The sequence below is a fragment of the Salinimicrobium sediminis genome, from assembly GCF_900215295.1.
GTDB lineage: Bacteria > Bacteroidota > Bacteroidia > Flavobacteriales > Flavobacteriaceae > Salinimicrobium > Salinimicrobium sediminis.
This window is the reverse complement of sequence record NZ_OCMF01000002.1, coordinates 701664-723186: the sequence shown is the minus strand read 5'-3', so window position 1 is coordinate 723186 and position 21523 is coordinate 701664. Positions and strand designations below refer to the sequence as shown.

Annotated in this window: 18 protein-coding genes and 1 tRNA gene; 10 read left to right on the top strand and 9 right to left on the bottom strand. The window is 42.4% G+C overall.

The genetic code is table 11. The features are described 5' to 3' along the window. Positions 1–222 precede the first annotated feature (222 nt). Positions 223–1113: an arsenite methyltransferase gene (locus CRO16_RS11050; RefSeq protein WP_097056426.1), complete on the bottom strand. Its 891-nt coding sequence runs from the start codon at positions 1111–1113 to the stop codon at positions 223–225. A gap of 520 nt (positions 1114–1633) precedes the next feature. Between CRO16_RS11050 and CRO16_RS11045 the strand changes: the two genes are divergently transcribed. From CRO16_RS11045 to CRO16_RS11030, 4 genes are all read left to right on the top strand, one after another. Then, positions 1634–1707, top strand: a tRNA-Pro gene (locus CRO16_RS11045). A 429-nt stretch (positions 1708–2136) separates the two neighbouring features. Continuing rightward, positions 2137–3279 carry a hypothetical protein gene (locus CRO16_RS11040; RefSeq protein ID WP_245859013.1) on the top strand — a complete coding sequence of 381 codons (1143 nt, stop codon included), beginning with the start codon at positions 2137–2139 and terminating at the stop codon, positions 3277–3279. Positions 3280–3312: 33 nt separating this feature from the next. After that, complete coding sequence (locus CRO16_RS11035; RefSeq protein ID WP_097056424.1) at positions 3313–4938, top strand: BCCT family transporter; 1626 nt, start codon at positions 3313–3315, stop codon at positions 4936–4938. An 11-nt stretch (positions 4939–4949) separates the two neighbouring features. Then, positions 4950–5807, top strand: coding sequence for a universal stress protein (locus tag CRO16_RS11030; protein ID WP_097056423.1), 858 nt, complete (start codon positions 4950–4952; stop codon positions 5805–5807). A gap of 3 nt (positions 5808–5810) precedes the next feature. Here the strand turns inward: CRO16_RS11030 and CRO16_RS11025 are convergent, their stop codons facing one another. Continuing rightward, entirely contained in the window at positions 5811–6494 is a 684-nt protein-coding gene (locus CRO16_RS11025) for a site-2 protease family protein (protein ID WP_097056422.1), read from the bottom strand. Positions 6495–6747: 253 nt separating this feature from the next. Between CRO16_RS11025 and CRO16_RS11015 the strand changes: the two genes are divergently transcribed. The 3 genes from CRO16_RS11015 to CRO16_RS11005 all read left to right on the top strand — a co-directional run bounded on the left by CRO16_RS11015 (position 6748) and on the right by CRO16_RS11005 (position 13979). After that, on the top strand, positions 6748–12624 hold the full coding sequence (locus tag CRO16_RS11015; RefSeq protein WP_143544519.1) for a HAMP domain-containing protein: 5877 nt from the start codon (positions 6748–6750) through the stop codon (positions 12622–12624). A gap of 269 nt (positions 12625–12893) precedes the next feature. After that, the gene (locus CRO16_RS11010) at positions 12894–13508 is read left to right on the top strand and encodes a hemerythrin domain-containing protein (RefSeq protein ID WP_245859011.1); all 615 of its coding nucleotides are present in this window, start codon (positions 12894–12896) and stop codon (positions 13506–13508) included. Between the two features lie 9 nt (positions 13509–13517). Further along, positions 13518–13979 carry a hemerythrin domain-containing protein gene (locus CRO16_RS11005; protein WP_097056419.1) on the top strand — a complete coding sequence of 154 codons (462 nt, stop codon included), beginning with the start codon at positions 13518–13520 and terminating at the stop codon, positions 13977–13979. Between the two features lie 16 nt (positions 13980–13995). Here CRO16_RS11005 and CRO16_RS11000 read toward each other — a convergent pair whose 3' ends face one another. The 3 genes from CRO16_RS11000 to CRO16_RS10990 form a co-directional block, all read right to left on the bottom strand. After that, on the bottom strand, positions 13996–15366 hold the full coding sequence (locus tag CRO16_RS11000) for a short-chain fatty acid transporter (RefSeq protein WP_097056418.1): 1371 nt from the start codon (positions 15364–15366) through the stop codon (positions 13996–13998). Positions 15367–15505: 139 nt separating this feature from the next. Beyond that, complete coding sequence (locus CRO16_RS10995; protein ID WP_097056417.1) at positions 15506–15676, bottom strand: DUF1059 domain-containing protein; 171 nt, start codon at positions 15674–15676, stop codon at positions 15506–15508. 69 nt (positions 15677–15745) lie between these two features. Further along, complete coding sequence (locus CRO16_RS10990) at positions 15746–16090, bottom strand: hypothetical protein (RefSeq protein ID WP_097056416.1); 345 nt, start codon at positions 16088–16090, stop codon at positions 15746–15748. A 221-nt stretch (positions 16091–16311) separates the two neighbouring features. Here CRO16_RS10990 and trhA point away from each other — a divergent pair, with 221 nt between their 5' ends. From trhA to CRO16_RS10975, 3 genes are read left to right on the top strand one after another with little or no spacing between them, the layout of a single operon-like run. Next, the gene (trhA, locus tag CRO16_RS10985; RefSeq protein ID WP_097056415.1) at positions 16312–16962 is read left to right on the top strand and encodes a PAQR family membrane homeostasis protein TrhA; all 651 of its coding nucleotides are present in this window, start codon (positions 16312–16314) and stop codon (positions 16960–16962) included. 60 nt (positions 16963–17022) lie between these two features. Next, a complete protein-coding gene (locus CRO16_RS10980; RefSeq protein ID WP_097056414.1) occupies positions 17023–17400 on the top strand; it encodes a rhodanese-like domain-containing protein in 378 nt (125 codons plus the stop codon). After that, positions 17387–17716 (top strand): DUF202 domain-containing protein, encoded by a 330-nt coding sequence (locus tag CRO16_RS10975; protein ID WP_245859009.1) that lies wholly within the window; start codon positions 17387–17389, stop codon positions 17714–17716. Before CRO16_RS10980 ends, CRO16_RS10975 begins: the two co-directional genes overlap by 14 nt. On the opposite strand, the gene CRO16_RS10970 is transcribed toward CRO16_RS10975, so the two are convergent. The 4 genes from CRO16_RS10970 to CRO16_RS10955 form a co-directional block, all read right to left on the bottom strand. Then, a complete protein-coding gene (locus CRO16_RS10970; protein WP_097056466.1) occupies positions 17700–18398 on the bottom strand; it encodes a hypothetical protein in 699 nt (232 codons plus the stop codon). The genes CRO16_RS10975 and CRO16_RS10970 overlap by 17 nt on opposite strands. Before the next feature lie 77 nt (positions 18399–18475). Then, positions 18476–20002 carry an L-aspartate oxidase gene (gene nadB / locus CRO16_RS10965; RefSeq protein WP_097056413.1) on the bottom strand — a complete coding sequence of 509 codons (1527 nt, stop codon included), beginning with the start codon at positions 20000–20002 and terminating at the stop codon, positions 18476–18478. Positions 20003–20007: 5 nt separating this feature from the next. Next, positions 20008–20955 (bottom strand): quinolinate synthase NadA, encoded by a 948-nt coding sequence (nadA, locus tag CRO16_RS10960; RefSeq protein ID WP_097056412.1) that lies wholly within the window; start codon positions 20953–20955, stop codon positions 20008–20010. Between the two features lie 14 nt (positions 20956–20969). Continuing rightward, on the bottom strand, positions 20970–21404 hold the full coding sequence (locus CRO16_RS10955; protein ID WP_097056411.1) for an RrF2 family transcriptional regulator: 435 nt from the start codon (positions 21402–21404) through the stop codon (positions 20970–20972). Positions 21405–21523: the final 119 nt, after the last annotated feature.

The window sequence follows — 21523 nt, the reverse complement described above, 5'->3', positions numbered from 1 at the left end:
TAAAAAATTCTGAGTGAAAATAGTGTACCTAAGTTCAGCTCCCTTTTCTTAATTAAACTTGTAATAAATTTACTAATACAAGTCTAAAGGAGTGAATTGAGACTGCGGTAGCAGGATCAATTAGTATCGAGAACGACGGATTGGTTAATACCTCTGTTCTCGATACAATTTCTTTCTCCGCTGTCGCTAAAAAAGAAATCCCTCGAACCGACGGCAGGAATCCTAACAACAACCGGAATCCGGACTGCAGCAAACACCCTGAGACTGGAGATCAACCATTTTAAGTTTCGGCTTGTCTTTTTTAGCTCCAGGTTCCTCGGCGTACACTGTAATACTAAAAATGCCTGTTTCCCCTTTCTTAAAGTCTTTAATCTCTTCTTCACTCAGATATTTTTCCAAAATATCGTCGGGAATAGTGATAGGTTTTTCCTTCTGAAGGCTGATATTCTCAAAACCCGCTCCTTTAATATACTGCAGGTAATCCCCTTTTTGGATGGCACCGGCCACGCAACCGGCATACATCTCTGCGTCCTCGCGTAGAGCTTCGGGTAATTCTCCCACTAAAACAATATCGGAAATGCTGAAGTGTCCTCCCGGTTTTAAAACCCTGAAGATCTCATTGATCACTTTAGGTTTGTCGGGTACAAGATTGAGAACACAGTTACTCACGACGACATCTGCAGTGTTATCATTAACAGGCATGTTATCTATGTCTCCTTCCCTGAACTCCACGTTGTTGAATCCCAGTTTTTCGGCATTCGTACGGGCTTTTTTGATCATTGTGGGGGTAAAATCAATCCCTATCACTTTACCTTCGGCACCGGTTTCATGGCGGGCTACAAAGCAGTCATTACCGGCTCCCGATCCCAAATCAATAACGGTGTCACCTTTTTTAATTCCTGCATAGTGAGTAGGGAGGCCACAACCAAGACCAAGGTCGGCATCTTCCAGATACCCCTCTGTGCCCGTGTAATCGTCCATCATTATATTATATACCTTGTTGGAAGGCGTAGTGGCACCGCAGCAGGAAGCAGCATTTTCTACCTTCCCCTGCTCCGCAATTCTGGAATATCTCTCTCTTACGGAATCTTTAAGTTCTTTCTCAGTTTTCATATGTGGTAAAATTTATTAATCGTAAAATTACGATTAAATTTTTTATTCCTGAATAGTTGCGTAGGAATTTTTAAAAACGAGTACTCAAAATTTTACAGCTTTCTCTTTTGATTACCTACGTGAGCTATAGTCCTGAATATTACTTTCCTAATAAAAAGTTAATTCATACATTTGGACCGCTTCCCCTACGGCAACTTTTTGAATCTGAAAATTTTATACAATGGAAAAAGTTATTGTTGCTGTTCTTACTGCTGTAATGTGTTATATAATGAATTTATGAATTGGGGAAATAATTATTTCTTTTTCCTTAAGCTAAAAAATATCTTTTCTGAAGCAAAATAAGGTTTTGGAGACTCGCATTAATTGTATAAAACCTTAGTAGAATGATGATTGGAGAAAAAGCCTGTTTTCTCTTTGAAAATTCTAAATAAGCTGTTTAATTTGCATTCTCGATCGGGGGTGTGGTCCCGGGGAGTCGGAAGTAGATAGTAAAGCTGTTTCCTTTTTAAAACCACTATTTCGGGATGTGGCGCAGTCCGGTAGCGTATACGTCTGGGGGGCGTAGGGTCGCAGGTTCAAATCCTGTCATCCCGACAAGCACAAAAGTGATGCGAGAGCATCACTTTTCTTGTTTAAAGTGGCACGCAAAGCTTGCTTTGCAGTGCAGGCTTTAAACAAGAAAAGCTGACGGCCTTAGCCGGCAGAGCTTTTGTATTTCCAGCAATGGATGTAATTAGGATTCTTTAAATCCTGTACCCTTCGGGTAAAATCCAAATTGCAAGCTCCAAAATCCAATTACTGCTTCCGGCAATACTTTTGTATTTCCAGCTCCGGATGTTATAAGGATTCTTCACATCCTGTACCCTTCGGGTAATTAAAATTACAAGCACCAAATTCTAAATCCGCCCGCCCCGAGATAATGGTAGTCATTATTAACAATTCGCCCGCTTAACAATATTTTATCAAAAAATAGATTTGTTTTTAAATTCCTAAGCCTAAATTAAAAGCTCAAGGAAAAATGGAATGAATCTTAAAGTTGAAACCTTCACTCTTTGCGCGCTGCTATTCACTGTAGCAGCCATTATGAATTCTGTTTATGCCCAGGAAGATCCCGAAGTAGATATTGGCGGCGCATTGCGTTTCAATTACAACCTTTCCTCCTGGAAAACGGAACAGAAAAACCGGGGCGGGGATTTTGGGTATGACATGTTCCGTATTAATGCAAATGCAGCTTACAAAGGGATCTACCTCAATGCCGAATATCGTTTTTACTCCGAAGCTTTTGGCGGTGGAATGCTGAAACAGGGCTGGTTTGGATACCGCTTCAGCGAAAAAGATGAGCTACAGCTGGGACTTACCCAGGTGCCTTTTGGAATTCAGCAGTATAATTCCAATAACTGGTTCTTCAATCTTTCATATTATGTTGGTCTCGAGGACGATCATGATATGGGGATAAAATACATTCACCTGGGAGAGAACATAGAATATCATTTAGCTTTCTTCAAGAATGCCGAGGAATTGCGCTTCGGAAATGATACGGAAATTTCCCATAGCAGATATTCCTATGATGTGGCAGGGAGGAATAAGGAGGTCAACCAGTTCAATGGGAAATTCGTCTTTAAATTTGGGGGAAATGTGCTGCAGAGGATTGGAGTTTCCGGACAATATGGTAGCCTCTATAACCTTGACACCGAAGAGAAGGGAGACCATTACGGACTTGCCTTGCATTACGAAGCAACCTATAAGGACTGGAATCTCAAGGGTGAAGCTATGAACATCGCTCACAATCCTGAAAACACCTTGGGCAGTTCCGGAGAAGTAATTTTAATGGCGGCCTATGGTGCACCTTATGAAGTTGCTGCAGATTTTAATATGTACACTTTAACCCTTGCCCGCAATGTTCCTGTAGACTGGGGACCTGTATCGGCTTTACAATTCTATAATGATTTTGGATACATGCAGAAGAAGGAAGATGATTTTGAAGATTCGGCTATGAATGTGACCGGCGTACTTCTAACAGCAGGGAATATCTACACTTATATAGATTATGCCGCCGGCCTGAATCATTCCTGGTTGGGGGGCAATTATATTGATGATTTCAGCCGTGGCACTCCCGGCGCGAAATGGGAGGCGAGATTCAATATTAATATTGGATATTATTTTTAATCGACTATTAAAACATACTGAGAAAAACCACTTATGGCTAAAAAAATTGTAAGAAGCGACGAGCGAAAATCGATCATGGGATTGGATGTTAATGGTCCGGTGTTTTTTACCTCTACCATTTTCATCATTATCAGTATTGCACTCACTCTCATCTTCAAAGAGCAGGCAGAAAATTACTTTACTGAAATTCAGAATTTTATTTCCAACACAGTCGGTTGGTTTTTTGTGCTGTGTGTAAATGTTTTCTTGATCTTCGTAATCTATCTTGCCTTCAGCAAATATGGCGATATAAGGATAGGCGGAAAAGATGCCCGGCCCGAGTTTAAAACCCTTTCGTGGTTCGCGATGCTTTTTAGTGCGGGAATGGGAATTGGCTTGTTGTTTTGGAGTATTGCTGAGCCGGTAACGCATTTTATGAATCCGCCGCTTGCAGAGGGTGGAACTCCCCTGGCAGCGCAGGAGGCGATGAATTTCACCTTTTTGCACTGGGGCTTTCACGCCTGGGGTGTTTACGCGCTTGTGGGACTTTCGCTGGCTTATTTCACCTATTCCCACGGACTACCCTTGACCATTCGTTCTGTTTTTTACCCTGTCATGGGGGATAAGATCTATGGGAAATGGGGAGACCTCATCGATATTTTTGCTGTTCTGGCGACGCTTTTCGGTTTGGCGACCTCCCTGGGATTGGGAGTTCAGCAGATCGCGGCCGGACTCGCTCACGTGTTTGGCCTTAGTAGCGGAATCGTCACCCAGGTTACCCTTATTGCCGGGATTACCCTTATCGCAACAGCTTCAGTAGTATTGGGAGTGGATAAAGGCGTAAAGTTTTTGAGTGAATGGAACATGAGGATAGCAGTGCTTTTGCTGGTTTTGGTGGTCCTGCTGGGACCTACCATTTTCATTTTTCAGTCATTCGTGCAGAACACCGGTAACTATTTTTACAGTTTTCTGCAAATCTCGACATGGACAGAAAGTTATACAGGGAATAACTGGCAAAACGCCTGGACAGTTTTCTACTGGGGCTGGTGGATCGCCTGGTCTCCTTTTGTGGGAATGTTCATTGCCAGAATTTCAAAGGGGAGAAGCATAAGGGAATTTATTTCAGGTGTACTTATAGTGCCTTCACTAATCACTTTTTTCTGGATCACTGCCTTCGGAAGCACCTCAATTCAGCAGGCATTAGTTGGAAATGAAACAGTTCTAAACGCAGTTGATGATAATGTTGCCACGGCGCTTTTTGTTTTTCTTGAAGATTATCCCTTTGCAGTAGTGCTGAATGTTATAGGAGTGATCCTAATTGCCGGATTTTTTGTTACCTCTTCAGATTCTGGTTCCCTGGTCGTGGACAGTCTTACTTCTGGAGGAAAGATCGATGCTCCTGTGGGGCAAAGGATATTCTGGGCAGTTGCCGAAGGTACCGTTGCAGCAGTTCTTTTAATAGGTGGTGGTTTACAGGCCTTGCAAACCGCGTCTATAGCCACAGGACTTCCGTTCGCTTTTATTCTCCTGTTCATGTGTTATTCCCTGTACACTGCTCTAAAAGATGAACATCAACAGGCTGAAGAACGGCAGGCCCAGAAAGAATGGGAAAGCTATGAAGAAAAGGTAGCCGATATTATTAAAAAACGCAGTACCGGAAAATCAAAACCTAATCTCTAATCCACTTTAAAATGAAAAATTACAAGAATATACTGGTTGCCCTGGATCTTTCAGACCTGGATGAAGTGCTCATAAAATATGCATCCTTTATTGCTCACCGCCTTAGAGCAGAAAAGGTCTATTTTGTTCATAACATCAAGAAATATGAGATTTCAGAACTCTTTGAAGAACAACTTAAAGATGTTAATCTTGACCAGGTTATTGGAGATGAACTTAATGATAAAGTTCAGGAGCATTTTACGGCTGAAGTAGATTGGGAAGTTTTAATTTCTGAAGACCCCTACAGCGAATCCCTCATTAAGTATGTGGTGGATAAATATGCTGTCCAACTTGCCATTGTGGGCAATAAAAAACACGAGAAAGGCACCGGATTGGTGAGCGGAAAACTTCTGAGGTTACTTAGGTGTGATATCTTAGCAGTACCGCGTGCAGCTAAGCCGAAGATCGAACTCATCTGGGCAGGAACCGACCTTTCCCCCGAATCCCGAAAAGTTTTTAATGTAACCAAAATATTACAGGAGTCCGGTGGAGCTTCTCTCAAATTGGTTCATGTTTACAGTGTACCGGTGCAATTCTCCCCTTATGTCTCTCCGGAATCTATGGCTCCCAAAGTAGAAAAACATGTGCAGGAGAAAATTAATAAGTTCATAAAGAAAATAGATTATTCTGAACCAATTGAACCTCTGGTTTTCCTGGGAAGGGAATCAGGGGCTGCGCAGAAGATCATAGCGAACATTCAAAAATCGGAAGCAGACCTGCTCGTGATTTCAGATAAAGGCGGCAATACTTTTTCCCCTTTTGCAGTGGGAAGTGTTACAGAAGAATTATTCAATGCTAATTTTGGAGTACCTCTGTGGGTGGCAAAATAGAATCTAGAGTGGAACCCGGGGGAAGTTGTGGATTTCTTTTTCCTCCCCATCTTTTACATTAATGACTCTACTCGGTTTATACTTTTCAGCTACCTCCTTTGCTTTACTACAAGCCTCCTCTTCATTTTCGAAAGCTTCCACGAATTCCTGATCATGATTGAGGACATGCCATTGATTTTTTTCAGCATTCCACTGCACCCTGAAGATTCTTTCCGTAACAGCAAACTTTTTGTTTTGCATGAGATCCAGAATTATTTTCCCATCGCTGTAGTTTCCATCAGGATAAGGCATGGGGAATAGTGCAAAGAAGATGTAGTACAGGGAGAAATAAGTGAATTGGTAAGTGAACATGTTGGTCTCTATCAGCTGTTCCTCTACAAGGATCATTACAGCCAATACCCCAAGGAAATTAAAAAGACTTCCTCCCCCAAAAATGAGGATATTGCTCCATCTTTGGTTAATCTTGAGATTCTCGAAAGTGCACATCCCATACCAGAAGTAGTATTTACGTACCTCGATCATCTTCCACTTAAAAATGGGTTTTCCGGTACCAACACTTACCTTGATGTTCTTACCACCCATAAGCCAGGCGAAAAACACATGTCCCCCTTCATGTAATATCGAAATCAGCGGCATCACCAGGAAAAAGGCCAGAAAAAATTTAGGAAGATCGCTAATACCAAACATGAATATTTTCTATTATAAGATTCTTAGCAATAGGATTAGTCTTCAACTCCTTAGCCAGTCATGGGGGATATTTAAATTAGGCTTCTCTAAATCATTTATTCTTCAGAAAAATTTCAATTTCAAGCACCAAATTCTAAATCAGTCAGCCGGCAGAGCTTTTTTCCAGGAATGGATGCAATTAAGGATTCATAAATCTTGAGTTTAGGTACCAAAATCCACGAAACTTAAATATCAAAACTTCAGGTGGTAACCTGTGGACTATGTAATTTCCAAATCCAAACGGGTACCCCACAAGGAAATGTTCAAAGACAGTGATTACGTTCACGAACAACTTGATAGATTAATTTTCGCACTGGAAGCTTTTAGAGAGGGAGATATTTCTGTGAGGCTTTCCAAAGAGCGCAATGATAAATTCGCCGATCTCGCAGAAGCTTACAACTCGATGGTTGAAATGATTGGAGGGGTAAGTACAGAGGTGTCGCGTATCTCGAGGGTAGGAGGTATTGAAGGTAACCTGGATGCCCGGGCAGAATTTAAGGCTTCTACCGGGGTGTGGAAGGATATGATCGACAACATTAACATTCTTATTGAGGCTATTGCAAAGCCGGTACTTGAAGTAAGCCGAATTCTAAACAGTATTGCAGCAGGAAAACTGGAAGATAAATTTAGCTTAACTGTTACAGGAGATTTTCGGGCCATGGCCGACGTAATTAACCGAACGCTGGGAAGTCTTAATATCTTTGCTGAACAGGTAACCCAGGTGGCCCGGGAGGTGGGTGTTGAAGGAAAATTAGGGGGACAGGCTAGTGTACCTAACGTTTCAGGAACCTGGAAAGACCTTACCGATAACGTAAACCAAATGGCAAGTAATCTTACCGAGCAGGTGAGGGAAATTGCACGTGTAACCACTGCGGTTGCAGATGGAGATCTATCAAGGAAAATTACAGAAGAAGGAAAGGGTGGAGAAGTACTGGGACTGTCCACAACCATTAACAGGATGGTGGACTCCCTGAATATTTTTGCTGCCGAGGTAACCAATGTGGCCCGGGAAGTGGGGGTAGAAGGAAAATTGGGAGGACAGGCAGATGTGCCTGATGTTGCAGGAACCTGGAAGGATCTTACTGTGAACGTAAATACCATGGCTTCCAATCTTACAGCCCAGGTACGGGAGATCGCCGGAGTAGCAACTTCGGTTGCGAATGGTGACCTTTCCAAAAAGATCTCGATCAACGTAAAAGGGGAGATCGCAGAACTTAAAGACACCATCAACCAGATGGTGGACTCCCTGAATATTTTCTCTGATGAGGTAACCCGTGTGGCACGGGAAGTAGGAACGGAAGGAAAACTGGGAGGGCAGGCGAAAGTGCCCGATGTGGCCGGAACCTGGAAAGATCTTACCGATAATGTAAATACCATGGCAAACAACCTGACCAATCAGGTACGGGAAATTGCTTCGGTAACCACTGCGGTAGCACAGGGGGACCTTTCACAAAAGATTACTGAAGAAGGAAAAGGAGGAGAAGTACTTGTCCTCTCGAACACAATTAACAGCATGGTGGATTCCCTGACGCTCTTTGCGGCCGAGGTAACACGTGTAGCACGGGAGGTAGGTACCGAAGGAAAACTGGGAGGACAGGCTACTGTACCAAGTGCTGCGGGTACCTGGAAGGATCTTACCGACAATGTTAATATCATGGTGAGCAACGTGACCACCCAGGTAAGGGAAATCGCAAACGTAGCTACCGCGGTGGCAGATGGGGATTTGTCACAAAAAATTACCATCGATGTAAAAGGGGAAATCGCGGAACTGAAGGAAACCATTAACCAGATGGTGGACTCCCTGAACATTTTCTCTGATGAGGTAACCCGTGTGGCCCGGGAGGTGGGTACCGAAGGTATTCTTGGTGGTCAGGCGATGGTGCCCGATGTCGCCGGTACCTGGAAAGACCTTACTGACAATGTGAATTACATGGCATCAAACCTTACCACGCAGGTACGGGAGATCGCTAACGTGGCAACTGCCGTGGCAAAAGGAGATCTTGCACAAAAAATTGCTATTGAGGCCAAAGGAGAGATTGCAGAATTAAAAGAAACCATCAATACAATGGTGGATTCCCTGAACATTTTCTCTGATGAGGTAACCCGTGTGGCAAGAGAAGTAGGTACGGAAGGTATTCTGGGAGGCCAGGCCCAGGTGCCAAATGTTGGAGGTGCTTGGTGGGAATTGACCGAGAACGTAAATACGATGGCTTCCAACCTTACCACTCAGGTAAGGGAGATTGCTTCAGTTACGAAAGCGGTAGCGAACGGGGATCTTTCCAAAAAGATTTCCGAAGAAGAAAAAGGAGGGGAAGTACTGGAACTTTCTACCATTATTAATACGATGGTGGATTCCCTTAACATTCTGTCCAACGAGGTAACCCGTGTGGCGCGTGAGGTAGGTACCGAAGGGATGCTGGGAGGACAGGCAGAAGTGCCCAACGTTGCAGGTGCCTGGTTAGATCTTACCGGGAATGTGAATACCATGGCAAGTAACCTTACCAGCCAGGTGCGGGAGATCGCAAATGTAGCAACGGCGGTTGCGAATGGTGACCTTTCCCAAAAAATTACAATTGATGTAAAAGGCGAAATAGCCGAATTAAAAGATACCATCAACCAGATGGTGGACTCCCTGAACGTTTTCGCGGCAGAGGTAACCCGTGTGGCACGTGAGGTGGGAACAGAAGGTATGCTGGGCGGGCAGGCAAAAGTGCCAAACGTCGCAGGAACCTGGAAAGGATTGACCGATAATGTGAACACCATGGCAAGTAACCTTACCACCCAGGTACGGGAAATTGCTTCCGTAACCACTGCAGTGGCAAACGGGGATCTTTCCCAGAAAATTTCTGAGCAGGGGAAAGGAGGTGAGGTACTTGAACTTTCCACCACCATTAACATCATGGTGGATGCACTTAACATATTTGCAGATGAGGTAACCAACGTGGCACGTGAGGTAGGAACTGAAGGAATCTTGGGAGGTCAGGCCGAAGTACCTAACGTGGCAGGATCCTGGAAAGATCTTACAGATAATGTGAACCAGATGGCGAGTAACCTTACCTCTCAGGTACGGGATATCGCGGGAGTATCCACCGCACTTGCACGAGGGGACTTCTCGAGGAAGATCGATGTGGAAGTTAAGGGAGAGGTGCAGGAACTTAAGAATAACATCAATGCGATGGTAGACTCCTTTACCACTATTGTTAAGGCGGCCAACACTATTGCTGAAGGGAACTTCTCTATCGAGATGCCGCTGAGATCTGAGGCCGATCAATTAGGTATCGCCCTTAACTCTATGACCGAAAACCTGAAGCGCATTTCTGAAGAGAATGAAAATGAAGCCTGGATCAAAACAGGACAGGCCGGGCTTAACGACAGGATGAGGGGAGAACAGGACCTGCTTACCCTTTCTAAAAATATTATTTCTTATCTCACAAAATATCTTGACGGGCAAGTTGGGGTCATTTATCTGGCCGAAAGATTTGAGGACAAGAAACATTTGAGAATGACCGGCTCCTATGCCTTTACCAGACGCAAATCTTTAAAAACAACCTTTGAATTTGGAGAGGGATTAGTAGGACAGGCCGCATTGGAAAAAGAAGTGATCGTTATTTCAGGAATACCATCCGATTATATTAGTGTCTCTTCGGGACTGGGAGAAGAAAAACCCCGACATATTCTGGTACAGCCATTTATGATAGATGGGGAAGTAAAAGGGGTGATAGAAATTGGATCCTTTGAGTCATTCAATGACAATCAGCTCGAATTGATGCGCTCCGTAGGAGAAAACATAGCAATTACTACAAACTCTGCCCTGGATAGAGAGAAAATGAAAGACCTGCTGGAAGAGTCGCAGCGACAGTCTGAAGAGCTTCTTAAACAACAGGAAAAACTCAAGATCCAGAGTAAGGAACTTCAAATGGCCAATGATGATCTTGAATCAAAGACGAAAGATCTTGAGATGCAAAAGGAGGATCTGCAGTACAGCAGGGTTGAGGTGGAACGAAAAGCAAAGGAACTGGAACTTGCCAGTAAGTATAAGTCAGAATTCCTGGCTAATATGTCTCATGAATTGAGAACGCCGCTTAATAGCCTTCTTATTCTTTCAAAAGATCTTAGCGATAACAGTAAAGGAAATTTATACAAAGACCAGCAAAAGTCGGCCAGTATAATTTATGAAGGTGGTTTAAGCCTATTGAATCTGATTAATGATATTCTTGATCTTTCAAAAGTTGAGGCCGGAAAACTTCAGATACACCCTGAGGAGGTAACGGTAGAGAACCTGGTCAATAATCTTAAGGATCAGTTCAAACCTTTGGCAAAATCCAAGAAACTTAAATTTACCATCCAGGCTAACTCGAATGCTCCAAAACAAATTATTACAGATGGGCAGCGGTTAGAACAGATCATAAAAAATCTTATTTCCAACGCCATAAAATTTACAGAAAAAGGTTCAGTAGAAGTCTCTATCTGTAAACCTCATGAAGGGGTGAAATTTCAGGAAATTTCTTTACCGGTATCAGAGGTTCTTGAGGTTTCAGTGAAAGATACAGGAATAGGTATTCCTGAAACCAAAAGGAAGATGATCTTTGAAGCTTTCCAACAGGCAGAAGGGGGTACCAGCCGTCAATATGGAGGTACAGGCCTTGGCTTGACGATCTCGAGGGAACTTTCAAGATTGCTTGGAGGTGAGATCCATATCAAAAGTACCGAGGGGAAAGGAAGTGTCTTTAAGGTTTATATTCCGGTCGACCTTACCAGCGCCCCAATAAAGGAAATGGAAGATGCCATGTCCTCTTACAGCGAGGCAGGATTTCCAAAGACGAGGAATTTAGACGCAATGGATGCTGCTGAAAATGGATCCGTTATTAACGAGGATGTTGTTCTTGCCGATGACAGGGAGCATATTAAAGTTTCTGATGCTTCGGTTTTGATCTTAGGAGGTGATATCTTCTTTGCGGAAATAGTAAAAGGAATTCTTCAGAAACAAGGCTTTAAATTTCTTTTTGCCATGGATGGGAAAGATGGATTAAGGCTAGCCGAACAATTTCAGCCAAACGGAATTTTACTGGATGATCAACTGAGAGATATGAAAGGCCTCGTTGTTCTTGATCATCTTAAATTCAATTTGAAGACCAGGCATATTCCGGTATTCTTATTTGCAGGGGAAGATCTTAGACGTGAGGCTTTAGGCAGGGGAGCAATGGGCTTTAATCTAAAACCGGTACCATTTAAAGTTCTGGAAAATGCACTTCAGAAAGTTAAAAAACTACAGTCTTCTTCGACCAAAAAGTTGTTGATCATTGAAGGGGAGGAGGACTCTCAGCAAAAAATTAAGAGTATCATAGAAAGCAAGGAGATGACTATTTCTATAGCTGCTTCGGGTAAAGATGGTCTCTCACAGCTCAAGTCAGAAAATTTCGATTGTATGATCTTAAATCCAAACCTTCCGGATATTAGCGGCCTGGAACTTCTCAAAAAGATGGACTCATTAAAGAAAGAAGATACTATACCCGTGGTTGTATTTACGGGTAGAGAACTTTCAAAAAAGGATGCAAAAGTGTTGCATAGTTTTACAGACAGGCTTTTAATTAAGGGGGCAGCTACTCCGGAACAACTGCTTGATGAGGTTTCTTTAATGTTACACAGTGAAGAAGGGAGGCTCTCCTCCCGACAGAAAAAAATGTTGACAGAATTACACGATCCTAAAAATCTTCTGAAAGGTAAAAAGGTACTGTTGGTGGATGATGATGAACGCAACTCCTATGCACTTTCTAAAACACTCATGGATGCAGGAATGAAAGTGGTCTTTGCAGATAACGGAAAAGTAGCCATAGAGAAAATTGAGCAGGAAAAGGATATTGATATCGTGTTGATGGATGTGATGATGCCGGTCATGGATGGCTATGAGGCAACTTCCAAAATACGGGATAATGAAGCTTATGAAAATTTACCAATTATTTCCTTAACAGCTAAGGCGATGCCCGAAGACAAGGCAAAAAGCCTGGAGGCCGGGGCCAATGATTATCTCACCAAACCTGTTAATGTCAATAAACTTATTAGCCTTATGCATTTGTGGTTATATCGCAATTAGCGCATAGCTGGGAGATACCGGCTTTTGACCAGATTTTTGTTATTAAGATTAGGCGAAAGATTTTTAAGGATTTTTCGCCTAATTGCTTTTTTGGGAATCAAGTTTGAAGCTTTGTTTCTTCTGAAGGAATTCTGACACTGCAACTTAAAATCTGCAGGGGTTCTTACTCTTTTTAAAACCCCAATACTTTAATATCGGATCATTTATATGATTTACCTCATAAGACAGGGGAAATAAATAAGATATATTTGTCCTAATCGCTAATTCCTATGTCAGAACAAGATAACCATCCATCTACAAAAGCAAGGTCCGGGGCTTCGAAAGAACCTGTCAAGATCTGCAATGTATGTGGAGATCTGAGAAATGAACCTGGCAAAAAAGAATTATTGAACTCCCACAAATCCATGGAAAATAAAAAACCTATTAAACGTCATGAAGCTCTAAAACCCCTAAGCCGGGATCATCATCACGGTTTGTTGTTGTGCTGGAAATTGAGGCAGGGTTTCAAATTCCAGGTGGAACCACGGCGCATGAAGAAATACACCAATTGGTTTAAAACAAAATATTTATATCCCCATTTTGAAGCGGAAGAAGAATTTGTATTCCCTGTCCTGGAGGAGGAAGATCCAATGGTGAAAAAAGCGCTTGCGGAACACCGCCGGTTGCGCAGGCTTTTTGATGATGAATCTGAAATAACAAAATCCCTTAGTCTTATAGAAGAGGAGTTGGATGCCCACATTAGATTTGAAGAGCGAATTCTTTTCAATGAGGTGCAGAAAATTGCTTCCCCAAAGGAATTTGAGGAGATTGAGAAAAGACATCATGCGGTACCATTTTCCGATGATTTGTGGGAAGATCATTTTTGGGAGCAAAAAAAGAAATAATATACTACCATGAGGTCAACACCAGTTGAAACAAATGCATTAAAGACGCTTTCATTGGAACACCTTCAGGTACTTCAGGTTTGTGAGAACATAAGGATTGGCTTGAAAAAGAATGTTGAAAAGGACCGGATAAGACGTTATACAAATTGGTTTAAGCAGGAATACCTGGATCTGCATTTCGACCTTGAAGAGCAGCATATTTTTCCCCTTTTGGGAAGTAATGTAAGAGTAAAAAAGGCGCTGGCGAATCACAGGCGCATCAACAAATTACTTAGCTGTGATTGTGATAATGAAAGGGTTTTAAATCTGCTGGAAGAAGAGCTAAGCACTTACATCAGGTTCGAAGAGCGCGTTCTTTACAAAGAAATAGCATTACACGCGACTCCCGAAGATCTGGTGCATATAGAAAAGCTGCATGATAGAATCAGCTTTTCTGAAGATGAGTGGCAGGATAAGTTCTGGCTTCCTTAGAAGATCAATTCTATCTCTAAATTAGAAAAAGGGCCGTGACAAAAATTACCAGACCTCCCAACATCATCAGGAGGGTGTAAGGCAGGATTTCCCGGGCTTTAAGCCTGGTAATGGCCAGTAGAGGTAATGCCCAAAAAGGTTGTAACATATTGGTGAGCTGGTCTCCATAGGCAAAGGCCATTATTGCTTTGTTTAGAGGAACACCTAATTGTAATGCGCTTTCAATGACCACAGGTCCCTGCACTGCCCATTGACCCCCTCCGCTGGGAACAAAGATGTTAACCAGTCCTGCACTGAAAAAGGTAAATACCGGCAGACTTACTTCTGAAGCTATTCCCACAAAGAACAGTGCTATTTCATTGACCATTCCCGTTTCTCTCATGATCCCCATCACTCCGAAGTAGAGCGGAAACTGGATCAATATCGCTCCTGCGCCCAAAATTGCCTCGTCCAGAGCATTTACAAAAGAAACAAAAGATCTGTGCGTAAGGATGCAAAGCCCCAGCATAAGAAAGTTGAGCATATTAGGAGTAAGATTTCCTTCGCTCAGGTTGCCATAGTAGCTTGCAAAAAAGGCAGCAATTAACAGCAATCCAAAAATTGTTTTTAGCAGGGGAGAATGGTCAAGTTTTTCTGCTCCGGAAATAATTTTTGAGTCTTTTATATCTTTTTCCTTCGGAAGATCAACTTTTTCAGTCTTCGTGACTTTAGAAATTACATATAAAATTACCGGGATCACGAGGAGTAGAATGGCAAAGATGAGCAGGTTCCAGGAGGAAAAGATCGTAGTTTCAGTAGAAATATATTCAGGAAGTCGAGCGGCAATGTCTGCGTTTCCGGCTCCGGGAAAGAGACTTTGTAGATGCCCTTTTTCAGCAGCTTTTAAAGAGGCGCTTCCACTTATTCCTCCATGCCACACCATGAGTCCTGAATAACCTGCAGCTCCAATCAGGGGATAATTAATTTCAAAATCTCTTTCTCTTGCAGCTTCTGCAACTTTCCTGGCCATAATGGCTCCAAAGATTAATCCAAGGCCCCAGTTAAAAAAAGCTACCATCATTGTTGAGATGGATACAATTAATACAGCACTTGTATTTCCCTTAACAATAGAAGTGAGGCGGGAGGTTAGTTTAGCTACCGGCCTGCTGAGCACCAGAATATGACCAAGGACCAGGATGAGCATCATTTGTACAGCAAAAACCAGTAAACCTGAATCCCACATTCCGGTTTGCCAGTAATCCAGAATATTTACTGCTCCTGAAAAACCTGAATTTCCGGTAAATAAAAAAGCTAACGCCATAGTGAACAGGGTTAGCAAGACCGCTAAGGTAAAAGGGGAGGGAATAAATCGCCTGAATCCTGATTCGATGAGCCGGGAAATATTCATACCCTCAAATATGAGGAAAAAGTTTGAATAGCTTAATAAGAGACGTTGTTAGGTGAAATTTTAAATTCGGGACAGATAAACCATGGCAGCCTCCGGAGCAAATTTTTGCTGAGGTTTCCAGGAATGGAAAAATTTATTCCTATTCCTCCCGGATTAGGTTTTTTAGTTGAGCAGACATTTCGGGAGTGGCTTCTACTCCGTGCACCTCCCGCGCATGTTGCGCAGCCTGTCCCATTACTTCTTCATCAGAATTTCCTCTTATAACGCCATCACAATCATAGCCGGCGTCGCGACAATGTAAAGTTTTCATAACTTCTATTTTAAAAATGAAGTTACTTCAGCTTTTGGTTCAAAGCCAATAGGGGAAATCTTGTAATTGTTATCTTAAGAGTCTTCGGGTGATAAAATTGGTTCTTCTAAAGTAGCTGCTGTGAGCGGCGCCCAAATTGAGAATTGTAGTATAAAATCCCGTAAATACGAAAAGGAACTGGTAAGCCGGTCCTGTATATAAAGAATTGAGCAGGTAAAGAGAAGTTCCTACTGCCAGAATCGTACAGAAGAAGGAAAGCCATTCATCATGAGCTACTTTTAACTTGTCCAGCAAAAGACGAAGCAAGGGATTTTTTTCCTCGTAAGGACCTTCGGGACGATAAGATGAAATATAAGAAGCCAGAAACTTGGAGGCTATGATTTCGATAGAAATGAGGGCAATAAGTAGCTCCATAAATGGATTAAATGATTGTTCCTTAGGCAGCTAATGTAAGCCAATAAATTTATTTAGCAAGTTTTTTGACAAAATTTTTGGTTATTAAACCAAAAATTTATGTAGATCATCGGATTTAGCATACTTTACGGAATAAAATTGTAGGTTAATTCTTACATTGTGATATTGATTTTTTTTGAATTAGTTCCTCTATCCAAGTATTTTTGCAGGGAATATATGAGATGAAGAAACCTTTAAAGATCAGATTTTATCCTTCCCTAGAGGAGAAGCTAAATATTATCACCCATGCAGTGGGATTGGCTTTAAGTATCCTGGGATTACTTTTGCTCCTTTTAAAAGCAACAAAATTTGACAGCACTAAACTCTTGATCAGTTTTGTCATTTTTGGATCATCACTTATTCTGTTATATTCCGCATCAACACTTTACCACAGCACCCGGGATCTGCGCAAGCGCTTCATCTATAAAATCTTCGATCATATAGCGATCTTCATCCTAATTGCCGGCACCTATACCCCTTTTGCTTTAATTACACTACGAGGTCAAACCGGATGGATCATTCTTGCAGTGGTTTGGGGAATTGCCCTTTTTGGCACTATTCTCAAACTCTTTTTTACCGGGAGGTTCAAGATCCTGTCAACTTTGCTATATGTAGGCATGGGATGGGTGATCATTTTTGCCATAAAACCTTTGAATGAGAATCTTTCTTCGCAAGGTTTATACTGGTTAATGGGTGGAGGACTGGCTTATACTATAGGAGCCATTTTATATAATATTAGCAGGATTAAATTCAATCATGCCATCTTTCATTTTTTTGTGCTTTTAGGAAGTTACTGCCATTTTATGGCGATCTACAATCACGTTCAAGTATAAGTCGTGGAAGTGTGGTGCGAATTTTGCTCCACTACTATAAAAATAATACCTTTAAAAGATATGAAAAAGCTAATGTTTGTTTTACTCTTTTCGATAGTAAGCTTACCTGGATTTGCTCAGGAGGAACCTCAAATAAAAGTTTTGGAACCTGCGGAATTCAAGCAGCAGATAACCGAGGATTCTATTCAATTCATAGATGTTCGTACTCCCGAAGAATATAAAGCAGGTTCAATAGAAGGAGCAGAGAATATTGATTTTCTTGCAGATGATTTTTTCAAAAACATGGAAAAGTTTGATAAGGAAGAACCTTTATATCTCTATTGCCGCAGTGGTAACCGCAGTGCAAAGGCTTCAGCCAGGCTTTCAGAAATGGGTTTTAAACAAATCATTGATCTAAAAGGAGGCTATAAGGCCTGGAAAGATTTTGCGGAAAAGTAAACATACAAGAAAAATAAAGGAAGATCTTATTACACGCGACTGGCTGGCGATAGACCGCACCCGCATGGCTAACGAAAGGACTTTCCTTGCTTACCTCCGCACATTTATTGTTGTGCTGAGTTCGGGAGTGGCAATATTGAGAGTTGAGGTCCTGCAAGACATGATCGATTTGGGGATCTTCCTTCTAGCCATTGCTCCAATAATTTTTATCATAGGCCTCGCAAGGTTCCTTTACGTGCGCAGGCATATCAGGAAATATTATACCGTTAAAATGAAAAGTGGGAGAGGAATAGACCTTACTACCCAAAGAGTTTGATCATCCTGGGAGAAGAGATGAACCACAGTACAAATCCGCTCAAGACAGTGATAAGGCCGAGCAGGGAAAAAGCCCGGAGCACGGTGGTATTGAAGTCGTCCCGGGTATCATAATCCATGGTGTGGGTCATCCACAGAAAATCAAACCAGCGCCAGTCCCTGTACCGAACAGATTTAAAAGTGCCGTCTAAAGCAGAGACATAAGCTTTTATATTCTTAGGACCGGCATAGGAAATTACAAAAGCAGGAAGCGTTCCGCCCCTGTATTCGTGATGGTCACCTGTGGAGGTAATTCGTTCAACAGCGGAAATTTTTAAGGTATCCATCATATACTTACCGGCAATTTGCACCGCTTCAGCTTCGGTGATCTCCTTCTTTTCCCTTCCACTTCTGGCATGAATAAGCTTCTCCCCATTGAGCCAATAGTATGGTTCTCCCGCAATATCCTTTAGTTCTACCGAATGTATCTCTTCTTCAGCAGCTATATCAGTCAAGCCTGATAGACCTGAAAAAGAAGTAGGGTGTACATGGATTTTTCTAAAATGATCCCCGTGAATCTCATCAATATCTGTCCAGCTAAAGTACATTCCACTAATGGTCCACATGAGGAATTGCAATCCGAGGAAAATTCCCAGATATCGATGGGCTTTCCTGATCCATCCTGCAGTTTTACGTCTTACAATGGGCATTATTTTTTGCTAAAATTTTTACAAGTATAATAATTCTTGCTGCAGAGGCTGCCCTGTGAAAGCATTTTTAGCTAAAAAATGTTCTGCGGAATTCCCCTTTTAGGAACCATATCTATCGCATCTTTAAGAATAAGGATCGAAGTCTGCACCATATTTCTCAGTTCGAAAAAAGGCACAGTTCCGGAATTGAAAGGCGGGTAATTTTCGAGCATGTCCTGCAGGAGCTGCAGTTGTTCAAAGGCTTCGGTCTTTTCTTTTTTTGAAGCGGCCTGGAGGAGTTCATAGGTCATGATCTCATTGAGACGTTGTTTTAAACTCAAAATGATCTCCCCGTCGCATTCTTCTTCTTCCCTTAAAAGAAAGTTTTGCTTTTTTATACTGGGTTCTGCTATGGAATCAAGTTCTTCAATTACCACTTTTGAGGCTTCATGAGAAAATACCAAAGCTTCCAGAAGTGAATTAGAAGCTAACCTGTTCGCACCATGTAGCCCGGTATGTGCGCATTCCCCGGAAGCAAAGAGATTTTTAATGGAGGTTCTTGCCTGTTGATCCACCTGTATTCCCCCACATTGATAATGTGCCGCAGGGACTACCGGAATCAAATGGATTCTGGTATCAATCCCCAAACTGCTGCAGTAGGAAACAATGGTAGGAAATTCACTTTTAAAGGTCCTGTGATCCAGGTGCCTGCAGTCAAGGAAAACGTGCTTCTCGCCGGAATTTTTCAGCTCTTTTACAATAGCTTCAGAAACTACATCTCTCGTTGCAAGTTCTCCTCTTGCGTCGGACTTAAAGACAAACCTGTTCCCTTTTTGGTTTACAAGATAAGCCCCAAAGCCGCGAACAGCTTCAGATATAAGGAACAAAGGATGTTTGTTTTCTTCAAAAAGTGCTGTAGGATGAAACTGAATATAATTCATGTTCTTCACCTCTGCACCGGCGCGCCAGGCCATAGCCACTCCGTCTCCTGTGGCTACAGAAGGATTAGTGGTATTCCCAAAAAGAACTCCGCTGCCACCGGTTGCCAAAAATGTGATTTTTGAAGCGATCTTATGTAGCTGCCCTGTTTTCTTGTCCAGCACCTTTACTCCTGTGCATGTACCTTCAGATGGATCTGTTTCAAGATCGGTAACAAAGAAATGGTCATTGAAGCTGATGTTCTTTAAAGCTGATGCCTTCGCCACTAATTTCCGCTGAATTTCCCAACCCGTCAGGTCTCTATGGTGTACAATGCGACGACGGGAATGGCCGCCTTCCAGACCCAACTCGAATTTTCCCGATCCCGAGGCGTCAAAAGAAGTGCCCCACCCGATCAATTCCAGAAGCCTTTCCGGAGCCTGGGAAATTACCATTTTCACAACCTCAGGATCATTAAGATTTCGTCCCGCTTTCAAAGTATCCTGGATGTGCAGCTCGAAACTGTCCTGTGTTTTGTCAAGTACAACAGCAATACCTCCCTGGGCCTGGGCGGTATTTGAAATATTACGGTCTTCTTTTGTGATCACCATGATGGAAACCTCAGGCCTCGCTTCAGCTACTTTTATGGCAAAGGTCAAACCTGCAACTCCCGATCCTATTACAATTATATCTGTTCTCATCTTCCTTAGGATAGTTGAAGCATTCGTTCAATGGGAATTAATGCCTTATGCATAATATCTTCGGAAAGTGTGATTTCCGGATCTTCTTTTTCCAGGCAATTGTACAGCTTCTGCAGGGTATTCATTTTCATAAAAGCACATTCACTGCAGGCACAGGTATTATCTTCTTTTGCCGGGGCGGGGATCAAAATTTTCTCCGGAACATCTTTTTGCATCTGGTGCAGGATTCCCGCTTCAGTAGCAACTATAAAGGTATGATTAGGACTCTGCTTCACATAGTTCAACATCCCGGAAGTGGATCCTACATAATTTGCCACTTTTAAAATGTGAGCTTCAGATTCTGGATGGGCGATGATCTTTGCTTGAGGGTGGGCTTTATAAAGTTCCAGCAGCTTATCGAGAGAGAAAGCTTCATGTACGATACAGGCGCCATCCCACAGGAGCATTTTTCTGCCGGTCTTTTCGATTAGATATTTTCCAAGATTCTTGTCGGGCGCAAAAATGATGGGTTTATCTGGAGGAATAGCATTGATGATCCTTTCAGCATTAGAGGAGGTACAGACGATATCACTCAAGGTTTTGATCTCTGCCGAACAGTTGATGTAGGTCACCACCACATGATCGGGGTATTTTTGCTTTAGTTCCCTGAAAGCCTCCGGCGGACAACTTTCGGCAAGGGAGCAGCCTGCTTTAAGATCGGGTAATAATACCTTTTTTGAAGGGTTAAGGATCTTGGCAGTTTCTGCCATAAAATGCACTCCGGCAAAAACAATGATATCTGCAGTGGTTTGTGCGGCTTTTTTTGCCAGTTCAAGAGAATCTCCAATAAAATCTGCTACCTCTTGGATTTCGGGTTCCTGGTAGTAGTGAGCCAGAATTACTGCATTTTTTTCTTTTTTTAAACGGATGACCTGTTCCTGTAAATCTGATTTTTGCAGGGTGGTTATAGACATAGAATCTTTATTTTTTAAATTTTAAGAAAGGTGTCACCGGAGACGAGGCCGCTGGTAAGATCTCCCAGGCTGGTGTTTTCAATGATCTGTCTCAAATCGCTCCTAACAGGTTTGAACCTGGAATGAAAAGGGCAGGGGTGGTCTTCGGAACAATCATGTAATCCAAGGCTGCACCGGGTATAAACCTTATCTCCATCAATCGCCAGCACGATCTGTGATACCTTGATCTTGGGTAGCTGTTCCGGAAGAATATGAAATCCTCCATGAGCTCCTTTTGTAGATACTACCACTCCGCTTCGGGATAGCTTCTGAAGGGTCTTTGCAGTAAAAGCTTCAGGTGAATCGATCTCCCTTGCAATATCTTTGAGACTTGAGCGTCTTCCACTTTGGGATTCCGAAGCAATATAGATCGCAGCTCTTATAGCATACTCACAGGCTTTTGAAAACATCTTGTTCGATTTGAGGATTACCGCTCAAAATTAAAGACCTCTTAGTCCTTATTTTATGACCTTGGTCACTATCAGCGGTAAAACTCAAAAAAAAACCTTCCGAAGGGAAGGTTTTTAAA

What these genes read in the sequence shown, in the direction of transcription:
- CRO16_RS11010 (WP_245859011.1), top strand. Translation starts at nt 12,894, where the DNA reads ATGTCAGAACAAGATAACCATCCATCTACAAAAGCAAGGTCCGGGGCT.
- CRO16_RS11040 (WP_245859013.1), top strand. Translation starts at nt 2,137, where the DNA reads ATGAATCTTAAAGTTGAAACCTTCACTCTTTGCGCGCTGCTATTCACT.
- CRO16_RS10980 (WP_097056414.1), top strand. Translation starts at nt 17,023, where the DNA reads ATGAAAAAGCTAATGTTTGTTTTACTCTTTTCGATAGTAAGCTTACCT.
- CRO16_RS10995 (WP_097056417.1), bottom strand. Translation starts at nt 15,676, where the DNA reads ATGAAAACTTTACATTGTCGCGACGCCGGCTATGATTGTGATGGCGTT.
- CRO16_RS11035 (WP_097056424.1), top strand. Translation starts at nt 3,313, where the DNA reads ATGGCTAAAAAAATTGTAAGAAGCGACGAGCGAAAATCGATCATGGGA.
- trhA (WP_097056415.1), top strand. Translation starts at nt 16,312, where the DNA reads ATGAAGAAACCTTTAAAGATCAGATTTTATCCTTCCCTAGAGGAGAAG.
- CRO16_RS11050 (WP_097056426.1), bottom strand. Translation starts at nt 1,113, where the DNA reads ATGAAAACTGAGAAAGAACTTAAAGATTCCGTAAGAGAGAGATATTCC.
- CRO16_RS10955 (WP_097056411.1), bottom strand. Translation starts at nt 21,404, where the DNA reads ATGTTTTCAAAAGCCTGTGAGTATGCTATAAGAGCTGCGATCTATATT.
- CRO16_RS11025 (WP_097056422.1), bottom strand. Translation starts at nt 6,494, where the DNA reads ATGTTTGGTATTAGCGATCTTCCTAAATTTTTTCTGGCCTTTTTCCTG.
- nadB (WP_097056413.1), bottom strand. Translation starts at nt 20,002, where the DNA reads ATGAGAACAGATATAATTGTAATAGGATCGGGAGTTGCAGGTTTGACC.
- CRO16_RS11000 (WP_097056418.1), bottom strand. Translation starts at nt 15,366, where the DNA reads ATGAATATTTCCCGGCTCATCGAATCAGGATTCAGGCGATTTATTCCC.
- CRO16_RS11030 (WP_097056423.1), top strand. Translation starts at nt 4,950, where the DNA reads ATGAAAAATTACAAGAATATACTGGTTGCCCTGGATCTTTCAGACCTG.
- nadA (WP_097056412.1), bottom strand. Translation starts at nt 20,955, where the DNA reads ATGTCTATAACCACCCTGCAAAAATCAGATTTACAGGAACAGGTCATC.
- CRO16_RS11005 (WP_097056419.1), top strand. Translation starts at nt 13,518, where the DNA reads ATGAGGTCAACACCAGTTGAAACAAATGCATTAAAGACGCTTTCATTG.
- CRO16_RS10990 (WP_097056416.1), bottom strand. Translation starts at nt 16,090, where the DNA reads ATGGAGCTACTTATTGCCCTCATTTCTATCGAAATCATAGCCTCCAAG.